7 protein-coding genes are annotated in these 11,365 nt (G+C 59.7%); 6 read left to right on the forward strand and 1 reads right to left on the reverse strand.

The window, feature by feature from the left end; translation table 11 throughout:
• Positions 1-11 precede the first annotated feature (11 nt).
• The 4 genes from rplJ to rpoC all read left to right on the forward strand — a co-directional run bounded on the left by rplJ (position 12) and on the right by rpoC (position 9,661).
• A complete protein-coding gene (gene rplJ, locus IE166_RS03700; protein WP_189501709.1) occupies positions 12-530 on the forward strand; it encodes a 50S ribosomal protein L10 in 519 nt (172 codons plus the stop codon).
• Between the two features lie 57 nt (positions 531-587).
• Positions 588-965: a 50S ribosomal protein L7/L12 gene (rplL, locus tag IE166_RS03705; protein WP_189501711.1), complete on the forward strand. Its 378-nt coding sequence runs from the start codon at positions 588-590 to the stop codon at positions 963-965.
• A gap of 201 nt (positions 966-1,166) precedes the next feature.
• The gene (gene rpoB / locus IE166_RS03710; RefSeq protein WP_189501713.1) at positions 1,167-5,300 is read left to right on the forward strand and encodes a DNA-directed RNA polymerase subunit beta; all 4,134 of its coding nucleotides are present in this window, start codon (positions 1,167-1,169) and stop codon (positions 5,298-5,300) included.
• 164 nt (positions 5,301-5,464) lie between these two features.
• Complete coding sequence (rpoC, locus tag IE166_RS03715) at positions 5,465-9,661, forward strand: DNA-directed RNA polymerase subunit beta' (RefSeq protein WP_189501715.1); 4,197 nt, start codon at positions 5,465-5,467, stop codon at positions 9,659-9,661.
• 70 nt (positions 9,662-9,731) lie between these two features.
• On the opposite strand, the gene IE166_RS03720 is transcribed toward rpoC, so the two are convergent.
• On the reverse strand, positions 9,732-10,022 hold the full coding sequence (locus IE166_RS03720; protein WP_244641312.1) for a transcriptional regulator: 291 nt from the start codon (positions 10,020-10,022) through the stop codon (positions 9,732-9,734).
• A 433-nt stretch (positions 10,023-10,455) separates the two neighbouring features.
• Here IE166_RS03720 and rpsL point away from each other — a divergent pair, with 433 nt between their 5' ends.
• Positions 10,456-10,827, forward strand: a complete 372-nt coding sequence (gene rpsL / locus IE166_RS03725; RefSeq protein WP_008837709.1) for a 30S ribosomal protein S12 — start codon at positions 10,456-10,458, stop codon at positions 10,825-10,827.
• 55 nt (positions 10,828-10,882) lie between these two features.
• Positions 10,883-11,353, forward strand: a complete 471-nt coding sequence (rpsG, locus tag IE166_RS03730; RefSeq protein WP_189501722.1) for a 30S ribosomal protein S7 — start codon at positions 10,883-10,885, stop codon at positions 11,351-11,353.
• Positions 11,354-11,365 lie beyond the last annotated feature (12 nt).

The raw sequence follows: 11,365 nt of genomic DNA on the forward strand, positions 1-11,365 counted from the left end.
GGAGATAGGCAGTGGATAGAGCGGAAAAACGCGAATTCGTCACGGGCCTGAACGACGTGTTTAAAAGCACGGGTTCTGTGGTCGTGGCCCACTATGCCGGTCTGACTGTGGCGCAAATGAACGATCTTCGTACGAAGATGCGCGCTGCAGGTGGCACCGTCAAAGTCGCGAAGAACCGCCTCGCCGTTATCGCTCTTCAGGGTACGGACTCCGAGGAGATGAACGCCCTGTTCAAGGGACAGACGCTCATCGCTTACTCGGACGATCCGGTTGCGGCTCCCAAGGTTGCATCCGATTTCGCCAAGACGAATGACAAGCTCGTCATTCTCGGCGGCGCAATGGGTGCCACGGCGTTGAACGCCGAGGGTGTCAAGTCTCTGGCAACCATGCCGTCGCTCGATGAACTTCGTGCGAAGATCGTTGGCATGATCCAGACCCCCGCGACCCGTATCGCCGCAGTCGTCAACGCACCGGCGGGCAACCTCGCCCGCGTGTTTGGCGCCTATGCCCGGAAGGACGAGGCGGCCTGAGGCCGTTCCTCGCAATCAACAGAACACGTTTCGAACCAACCATAAGGAACTAGTAACATGGCTGATCTCGCAAAGATCGTTGACGACCTGTCGGCCCTGACCGTCCTCGAGGCGGCTGAGCTGTCGAAGCTGCTGGAAGAGAAGTGGGGCGTTTCCGCTGCTGCTCCTGTTGCTGTTGCTGCTGCTGGCGGCGCTGCTGCTCCGGCTGAAGCTGCTGAAGAGAAGACCGAGTTCGACGTCGTCCTCACGGATGCCGGCGCACAGAAGATCAACGTCATTAAGGAAGTGCGTGCGATCACCGGTCTCGGCCTCAAGGAAGCCAAGGACCTGGTCGAAGGCGCGCCGAAGGTTGTCAAGGAAGCCGTTTCCAAGGCTGACGCTGACAAGCTCAAGGCTCAGCTAGAAGGCGCAGGCGCCAAGGTTGAACTGAAGTAAGCGTTTCGTCGCTTGTTTCCGGCGGGTGGTTCAACCATCCGCCGGTTGCGACGAAGGAAAGATGGGAAACCTTTTTCCTGAGGGCCGCAGCGGGGCTTTTAGGAAATGGGTTTCTGCCCGTTTCAGAGATAGGCCGGAGCGATCCGGCACCCCGGCAGCGATGGCGGGCGAGGTAAGCCAGTAAGGCAGCAAGGAGCGACGATGGCCCAGACGCAGACTTTTAATGGTCGCAGGCGCGTGCGCAAATTCTTCGGAGATATTCCGGAAGTTGCGGAGATGCCGAACCTCATTGAGGTTCAAAAGGCATCCTATGATCAGTTCCTTATGGTCGATGAGCCGGAAGGCGGACGTCAGAACGAAGGGCTCCAGGCTGTTTTCAAGTCGGTGTTCCCGATTTCCGACTTCTCCGGCGCTTCCATGCTGGAATTCGTGAAGTACGAATTCGAAGATCCGAAGTTCGACGTTGACGAATGCCGTCAGCGCGATTTGACCTTTGCCGCTCCGCTCAAGGTCACGCTGCGCCTGATCGTGTTCGATATTGACGAGGACACCGGCTCGAAATCCGTCAAGGACATCAAGGAGCAGGACGTTTACATGGGCGACATGCCGCTCATGACGTCCAACGGCACCTTCATCATCAACGGCACCGAGCGCGTCATCGTTTCGCAGATGCACCGTTCGCCGGGCGTCTTCTTCGATCACGACAAGGGCAAGTCGCATTCATCGGGCAAGCTGCTGTTTGCTGCGCGCGTTATTCCTTATCGCGGCTCGTGGCTCGACATCGAGTTCGACTCCAAGGACGTCGTGCACGCCCGCATCGATCGTCGCCGCAAGATTCCTGCGACCTCGCTGTTGATGGCCCTTGGTATGGATGGCGAGGAGATCCTCTCGACCTTCTATAACAAGATCACCTTCAAGCGTGCCGGCGATCATTGGCGCATTCCGTTCTCGGCCGAGCGTTTCCGCGGCATGAAGGCTGTGACCGACATGGTCGACGCCGACACCGGCGAGATCGTCGTCGAAGCCGGCAAGAAGATCACCGCGCGTCAGGCCCGTCAGCTGTCCGAAAAGGGCCTGAAGGCACTCAAGGCGACGGAAGACGATCTGATCGGCAACTACCTTGCCGAAGATATCGTCAACTACGCCACGGGTGAGATCTTCCTCGAGGCCGGCGACGAGATCGACGAGAAGACGCTCAAGGTTCTGCTGGAAAGCGGCGGCAACGAAGTCGAGGTTCTCGACATCGACCACGTCAATGTGGGCGCCTATATCCGCAACACGCTGAACGTCGACAAGAACGAAAGCCGTCAGGACGCGCTGTTCGACATCTACCGCGTCATGCGCCCGGGTGAGCCGCCAACGCTCGAAACGGCGGAAGCGATGTTCAACTCGCTGTTCTTTGATGCCGAGCGCTACGACCTTTCGGCCGTGGGTCGCGTCAAGATGAACATGCGTCTGGAACTCGACGCCGAAGACACCGTGCGCGTTCTGCGCCGCGAGGACATCTTGGCCGTCGTGAAGACGCTGGTTGAGCTGCGCGACGGCAAGGGCGAGATCGACGACATCGACAATCTCGGTAACCGCCGTGTGCGCTCGGTCGGCGAGCTCATGGAGAACCAGTACCGCGTCGGTCTGCTGCGCATGGAGCGTGCGATCAAGGAGCGCATGTCGTCGATCGAGATCGACACCGTCATGCCGCAGGACCTGATCAACGCCAAGCCTGCCGCTGCCGCCGTGCGTGAGTTCTTCGGTTCCTCGCAGCTGTCGCAGTTCATGGATCAAACCAATCCGCTGTCGGAGATCACGCATAAGCGTCGTCTTTCGGCTCTCGGACCTGGCGGTTTGACCCGCGAACGCGCCGGCTTCGAAGTCCGCGACGTGCATCCGACGCATTACGGCCGTATCTGCCCGATCGAAACGCCGGAAGGCCCGAACATCGGTCTGATCAACTCGCTGGCGACCTTCGCACGCGTCAACAAGTACGGCTTTATCGAAAGCCCGTATCGTCGCATCAAGGACGGCCGGGTTTCGGACGACGTCGTGTATCTGTCGGCGATGGAAGAAGCGAAGCACTACGTTGCGCAGGCGAACGCCGAGCTCGACGACAATGGTTCGTTCGTGGACGAGTTCGTGATCTGCCGTAACGCTGGCGAAGTCTTGATGACGCCGCGCGAAAACGTCGATCTCATGGACGTGTCGCCCAAGCAGATGGTGTCGGTCGCTGCCGCGCTGATCCCGTTCCTGGAAAACGACGACGCCAACCGCGCTCTGATGGGCTCCAACATGCAGCGTCAGGCTGTGCCGTTGGTTCGCGCCGAAGCGCCGTTCGTCGGCACCGGCATGGAGCCGATCGTTGCCCGTGACTCGGGCGCCGCAATCGGTGCACGCCGTACCGGCATCGTCGACCAGGTGGACGCGACGCGTATCGTTATTCGCGCAACGGAAGATCTCGAAGCCGGAAAGTCGGGCGTCGACATCTATCGTCTGATGAAGTTCCAGCGCTCCAATCAGTCGAGCTGCATCAATCAGCGTCCGCTTGTTCGCGTCGGCGACCGCATCCAGAAGGGCGACATCATCGCGGACGGTCCGTCGACCGACCTCGGCGATCTGGCACTTGGCCGCAACGTGCTCGTCGCGTTCATGCCTTGGAACGGCTACAACTACGAGGACTCGATCCTTCTGTCCGAGCGCATTGTCGCCGATGACGTCTTCACCTCGATCCATATCGAGGAGTTCGAGGTCATGGCTCGCGATACGAAGCTTGGACCTGAGGAAATCACGCGCGACATTCCGAACGTGTCGGAAGAAGCGCTGAAGAACCTCGATGAAGCGGGTATCGTCTACATCGGTGCGGAAGTGGCGCCGGGTGACATTCTCGTCGGCAAGATCACGCCGAAGGGCGAAAGCCCGATGACGCCGGAAGAAAAGCTTCTGCGCGCGATCTTCGGCGAAAAGGCTTCCGATGTGCGTGACACCTCCATGCGCATGCCGCCCGGAACCTTCGGCACGATCGTGGAAGTGCGCGTCTTCAATCGCCACGGCGTTGAGAAGGACGAGCGCGCCATGGCCATCGAGCGCGAGGAAATCGAGCGTCTCGCCAAGGACCGTGACGACGAGCAGGCGATCCTCGACCGCAACGTGTATGCCCGTTTGGCGGACATGCTGACGGACAAGGAAGCCGTTGCTGGTCCGAAGGGTTTCAAGAAGGGCACCACGCTTTCCCGTGAGATGCTTACCGACTATCCGCGTTCGCAGTGGTGGCAGTTTGCCGTCGATGACGAGCGGGCTCAGAGCGAACTCGAAGCACTTCGGGGTCAGTACGACGACTCCAAGAAGGCGCTTGAGCAGCGCTTCATGAACAAGGTCGAGAAGGTCCAGCGCGGCGACGAGATGCCTCCGGGCGTCATGAAGATGGTCAAGGTCTTCGTGGCCGTGAAGCGCAAGATGCAGCCGGGCGACAAGATGGCCGGCCGCCACGGCAACAAGGGCGTGGTCTCGCGGATCGTGCCGGTGGAAGACATGCCGTTCCTGGAAAACGGAACGCATGCCGACATCGTGCTCAACCCGTTGGGCGTGCCATCCCGCATGAACGTCGGCCAGATTCTGGAAACGCATCTGGGCTGGGCCTGCGCGGGCATGGGCCGTCAGATCGGTGAATTGATCGAGGCGTACAAGACCGGTGGCGATATTAAGCCGCTGCGCGCCACGCTCGAGGAACTGCTGCCGGACAACGATCGCAACGAGCCGGTTCGCGACTATGACGACGAGAGCGTTCTGCTTCTCGCCGACCAGATGAAGCGCGGCGTGTCGATTGCCACGCCGGTGTTCGACGGTGCCAACGAAGCCAACATCAATGCGATGCTGGAACAAGCCGGTCTGCATTCGTCGGGTCAGTCGCAGCTCTATGACGGACGCACAGGTGAACCGTTCGATCGCAAAGTGACGATGGGCTACATATATATGCTCAAGCTCAATCACTTGGTGGACGACAAGATCCACGCGCGTTCGATCGGGCCTTACTCGCTGGTGACCCAGCAGCCGCTGGGTGGCAAGGCGCAGTTCGGTGGCCAGCGCTTCGGCGAGATGGAGGTCTGGGCTCTGGAAGCATACGGTGCAGCTTACACGCTGCAGGAAATGCTGACGGTGAAGTCGGACGACGTTGCAGGCCGTACCAAGGTCTACGAGTCGATTGTACGCGGCGACGATACGTTCGAAGCCGGTATTCCGGAGAGCTTCAACGTTCTCGTCAAGGAAATGCGGTCGCTGGGCCTCAACGTCCAGCTCGAGAACTCGAAGGGCGAAGAGCCCGTTCGGCTTCCGGACGCTGCCGAGTAAAACGGCTTGTTGGTGCGTCGCCACGGCGGCGCACCTTTCGATTTCGGCGGGATCATGATCCCGCCTCGTTGTGGCCCGAGAAGACGGCCACGACACATGCCGGGCGGGCCGCTCGGAGCGAGATTTAAATTGAGGGGTTTGCGGACCCCGATAAGGAGAACGGCATGAACCAAGAGGTCATGAATCTCTTCAACCCTCAGACGCCGGTACAGACCTTCGACTCCATCCGGATCTCGCTGGCCTCGCCGGAGAAGATCCTTTCCTGGTCGTTCGGCGAGATCAAGAAGCCGGAGACGATCAACTACCGTACGTTCAAGCCGGAACGTGACGGCCTGTTCTGCGCGCGCATTTTCGGGCCGATCAAGGACTACGAGTGCCTGTGCGGCAAGTACAAGCGCATGAAGTACAAGGGCGTCATCTGCGAAAAGTGCGGCGTTGAAGTCACGCTGTCGCGCGTTCGTCGTGAGCGCATGGGCCACATTGAGCTGGCTGCGCCAGTCGCGCATATCTGGTTCCTGAAGTCGTTGCCGTCGCGCATCGGCACGCTGCTCGACATGACCTTGAAGGACATCGAGCGCGTTCTGTATTTCGAGAACTACATCGTCACCGAGCCTGGCTTGACCGCGCTGAAGGAGCACCAGCTCCTGAGCGAGGAAGAGTACATGATCGCCGTTGATGAGTATGGCGAAGACAGCTTCACTGCGATGATCGGCGCCGAAGCGATCCACGAGCTTCTGGCTTCGATGGACCTTGACACGATCGCCGGCGATCTGCGCACGGAACTGGCGTCCACTACGTCCGAGCTGAAACAGAAGAAGTATCTCAAGCGCCTCAAGGTGGTCGAGAACTTCATGGAGTCGGGCAACCGTCCGGAATGGATGATCATGAAGATCGTCCCAGTGATCCCGCCGGACCTGCGCCCGCTGGTTCCGCTGGACGGTGGCCGCTTTGCGACCTCCGATCTGAACGACCTGTATCGCCGCGTCATCAACCGTAACAACCGCCTCAAGCGGCTGATCGAGTTGCGTGCGCCTGGCATCATCATCCGCAACGAGAAGCGCATGCTTCAGGAAGCGGTGGATGCACTGTTCGACAACGGCCGCCGCGGCCGCGTCATCACGGGTGCCAACAAGCGTCCACTGAAGTCGCTGTCCGACATGCTCAAGGGCAAGCAAGGCCGCTTCCGTCAGAACCTTCTTGGCAAGCGCGTCGATTATTCCGGTCGTTCGGTTATCGTGACCGGTCCGGAGCTCAAGCTGCACCAGTGCGGTCTGCCGAAGAAGATGGCGCTCGAGCTCTTCAAGCCCTTCATCTATGCCCGCCTCGACGCCAAGGGTTATTCCTCCACCGTCAAGCAGGCAAAGAAGCTGGTCGAAAAAGAGCGTCCAGAAGTCTGGGATATCCTCGACGAGGTCATTCGCGAGCATCCGGTTCTGCTGAACCGCGCCCCGACGCTGCACCGTCTTGGCATCCAGGCGTTCGAACCCACGCTGATCGAAGGCAAGGCAATCCAGCTTCACCCGCTGGTCTGCACCGCCTTCAACGCTGACTTCGATGGCGACCAGATGGCCGTTCACGTGCCGCTGTCGTTGGAAGCGCAGCTCGAAGCGCGCGTTCTGATGATGTCGACCAATAACATCCTGCACCCTGCTTCCGGTGCGCCGGTCATCGTGCCGTCGCAGGACATGGTGCTGGGTCTGTACTACCTTTCGATCGTCAACCAGAACGAGCCGGGCGAGGGCATGGTCTTTGCGGATATGGGCGAGCTTCAGCACGCTCTTGAAACCAAGGCCGTCACACTGCACGCCAAGATCAAGGGTCGCTTCAAGACGGTGGACGCCGAAGGCAATGTCGTGTCGAAGATCCATGACACGACGCCTGGCCGCATGATCATCGCCGAGCTGCTGCCGAAGAACGTCAACGTTCCTTTCGACACCGCAAATCAGGAGATGACCAAGAAGAACATCTCCAAGATGATCGATACGGTCTATCGCCACTGCGGTCAGAAAGAGACGGTGATCTTCTGCGATCGCATCATGGCGCTCGGCTTCAGCCATGCCTGCCGCGCCGGCATTTCGTTCGGCAAGGACGACATGGTCATTCCGGACACCAAGGAAAAGCTGGTTTCGGACACCGAGACGCTCGCGAAGGAATATGAGCAGCAGTACAATGACGGCCTGATTACCCAGGGCGAAAAGTACAACAAGGTGGTCGACGCCTGGGCCAAGTGCTCGGAAAAGGTCGCCGAGGAAATGATGGGCCGCATCAAGGCAGTCGAGTTCAACGAAGACGGCCGTCAAAAGCCGATGAACTCGATCTACATGATGAGCCACTCGGGTGCTCGTGGTTCGCCGACGCAGATGCGTCAGCTCGCCGGCATGCGCGGCCTTATGGCCAAGCCGTCGGGCGAGATCATCGAAACGCCGATCATCTCGAACTTCAAGGAAGGTCTGACCGTTCTCGAGTACTTCAACTCGACCCACGGTGCCCGTAAGGGTCTCGCCGACACCGCCTTGAAGACCGCGAACTCGGGCTACCTGACCCGCCGTCTCGTCGACGTGGCGCAGGATTGCATCGTCAATGCGATCGATTGCGGCACCGAGAAGGGCCTTACCATGCAGCCGATCGTGGATGCTGGTCAGGTCGTGGCATCGCTCGGGCAGCGCATCCTTGGCCGTACGGCTCTGGACGACGTGAACCATCCGCTGTCGGGCGATCTGCTGGTCAAGGCCGGCACGCTGATGGACGAGCGCGACATCGAGAAGATCGAGAAGGCTGGCATCCAGGCTGTTCGCATCCGCTCGGCTCTGACTTGCGAAGTGCGCGTCGGCGTTTGCGCCGTTTGCTACGGTCGCGATCTGGCACGCGGTACCCCGGTCAACCAGGGCGAAGCGGTCGGAGTTATCGCGGCTCAGTCGATCGGCGAGCCGGGCACCCAGCTCACCATGCGTACCTTCCACATGGGCGGCACGGCGCAGGTCGTCGATCAGTCGTTCCTGGAAGCTTCGTATGAAGGCCAGGTGCAGATCCGCAACCGCAACGTGGTGCGCAACTCCGATGGCAATCTGATTGTCATGGGCCGCAACATGGCTGTTCTCATCCTGGATGAGACGGGCAAGGAGCGTGCGACCCACCGCGTGACCTACGGTTCGCGCATTTACGTCGATGACGGCGATGCAGTTCGTCGTGGTCAGCGTATTGCCGAATGGGATCCGTATACCCGTCCGATCCTCACCGAGCTGGAAGGCCGCGTGGAGTTCGAAGATCTGGTGGACGGCATCTCCGTGCAGGAAACTGCGGACGAGGCGACCGGCATCACCAAGCGTGAAGTCATCGACTGGCGCTCGACCCCTCGTGGTTCGGACCTCAAGCCGGCGATCACGGTGTTCGATGCCAAGGGCAAGATTGCCAAGCTGGCACGTGGCGGCGACGCTCGCTTCATGTTGTCGGTGGAAGCCATCCTGTCAGTGGAGCCCGGCGCATCCGTTAAGCCTGGCGACGTGCTGGCCCGTATTCCTATGGAAAGCGCCAAGACGAAGGACATCACGGGCGGTCTGCCGCGCGTGGCGGAACTCTTCGAAGCGCGTCGTCCCAAGGATTGCGCGGTTATCGCAGAGATCGACGGTACGGTTCGTTTCGGTCGCGACTACAAGAACAAGCGTCGCATCGTGATCGAGCCGCATGACGAGGCCATGGAGCCGGTCGAGTATCTCATCCCGAAGGGCAAGCCGTTCCATCTCCAGGACGGCGACGTCATCGAGAAGGGCGACTACATCCTGGACGGCAATCCGGCACCGCACGACATCCTTGCCATCAAGGGCGTCGAGGCGCTGGCTTCTTACCTCGTGAACGAGATCCAGGAAGTGTACCGACTGCAGGGCGTGTTGATCAACGACAAGCACATCGAGGTGATCGTTCGCCAGATGCTGCAGAAAGTTGAGATCACGGAGCAGGGCGACTCGACCTACATTCCGGGCGATCATGTCGATCAGGTCGAACTCGACGAGATCAACGATCGCTTGATCGAGGAAGGCAAGACGCCTGCCGCAGGTCAGCCGGTGTTGCTTGGTATTACCAAGGCCTCGCTGCAGACGCCGTCCTTCATCTCGGCAGCGTCGTTCCAGGAAACCACGCGCGTTCTCACCGAGGCGGCGGTTGCCGGTAAGATGGACACGTTGCAGGGTCTCAAGGAGAACGTCATCGTCGGCCGTCTCATCCCGGCCGGTACTGGCGGTCAGATGACGCAGATCCGCCGTATTGCGACCTCGCGCGACGAGTTGATCCTCGACGAGCGCCGCAAGTCGACCGGTTCGGAAGTTGCCGAGCCGATGTTGGCCGACATGACCAACGCCGCCGAATAAGGCGCAACAAGCAATAAGAAAAAGGCCGCCTTTCGGGGCGGCCTTTTTCGTTTCAGCAAAGCGCAGATTGCTAAGTCAGCCGGACGATCGCGATCTCGCCTTCAACGGCGCCCTGATAGGCGGAGGCATGCGGTTCTTCATCCGGCATTCCCTGCATCTCGCCGATCTGATCGAGTTCCGCTTCCACATAGCCCTCGCGCGATAGGGCTTCCAACGCGGTGCGAACAGCCGAGTCATCGTCAGGGGCAACAAGCAAAACGTGAACCTCCTCCGAATCGCCGTCCTTCTGCATCCAGGCGCGACCGACGATGATCGTCACCGGAGGCGACTCGTTGTCGTTCTCACCTGATTCCATCTTCATGATTCCAGCCTTCCATATGTTTGTCGGTCGTTGCGAAGCGGTTTAGCATTAAGAATGCGGAAAGATTCCAAGACGCCGGCTTCAACGAAGGAAATTATCTTGCTTAAGACCACCTATTCACCACCAGCTGCCGACTAATCCCAGAGCAGCCGCCTTTCGGGGTTGACGAAAGGGGACTCACGCAGTAGAAGCCGCCTCACAGAGCCGATGTGAGGACTTCCGCTTCGGGACGACACGTCCTGGACACTGTCCTCAAACAGGGTTCGTTTCTACGAGCGAATAACATTGCCGGCGCGCATGAGGCAGGAAACTGCTTCCTCTGCATTTGATTGGGCAAAGCCGCGAGAGCGGTTTCTTGCCCGCAAACGCGTATGCTAACGGCGCTTGTATATGCCTGGAAACGGGCCCGAGTGAGATAAGAGGACGACGGTTAATGCCTACCGTAAACCAGTTGATCCGCAAGCCGCGCATTGCGCCGGTGAAGCGCAACAAGGTACCGGCCATGCAGGCCAACCCACAGAAGCGTGGCGTCTGCACGCGTGTTTATACAACGACCCCGAAGAAGCCGAACTCGGCTCTGCGTAAGGTCGCCAAGATCCGCTTGACCAATGGCTTCGAAGTCATCGGTTACATCCCGGGTGAGGGTCACAACCTTCAGGAGCACTCCGTGGTCATGATCCGCGGCGGCCGCGTGAAGGATCTTCCGGGTGTGCGTTACCACATCATCCGCGGCGTTCTCGATACGCAGGGTGTGAAGAACCGCAAGCAGCGCCGTTCGAAGTACGGCGCAAAGCGCCCGAAGTAAGCCAGGTCCGGTCAGGCAGCCTTTGGCGCCGACCTTTGATTGAGAGACAGAAGCTATGTCCCGTCGTCACAGTGCAGAAAAGCGCGAGATCAACCCGGATCCGAAGTTCGGTGATCTCGTCGTCACGAAGTTCATGAACGCCATCATGCTGCACGGCAAGAAGTCGGTCGCCGAGACCATCGTCTACTCCGCGCTGGATCAGGTTCAGAGCCGTACCAAGCAGGAACCGGTCACCGTGTTCCGTCAGGCTCTCGACAACGTTGCGCCGCACGTCGAAGTGCGTTCGCGTCGCGTTGGTGGTGCGACCTACCAGGTTCCGGTTGATGTGCGCCCAGAGCGTCGCCAGGCTTTGGCCATTCGTTGGCTGATCACGGCCGCTCGCAATCGCAACGAGACCACGATGGTTGATCGTCTTTCGGGCGAATTGATGGATGCTGCCAACAATCGTGGCACTGCCGTCAAGAAGCGCGAAGACACCCACAAGATGGCTGAAGCCAACCGCGCATTCGCGCACTACCGCTGGTAATCGGCGGAAGAG

The sequence above is a fragment of the Tianweitania populi genome, assembly GCF_014652875.1.
Classification (GTDB): domain Bacteria; phylum Pseudomonadota; class Alphaproteobacteria; order Rhizobiales; family Rhizobiaceae; genus Tianweitania; species Tianweitania populi.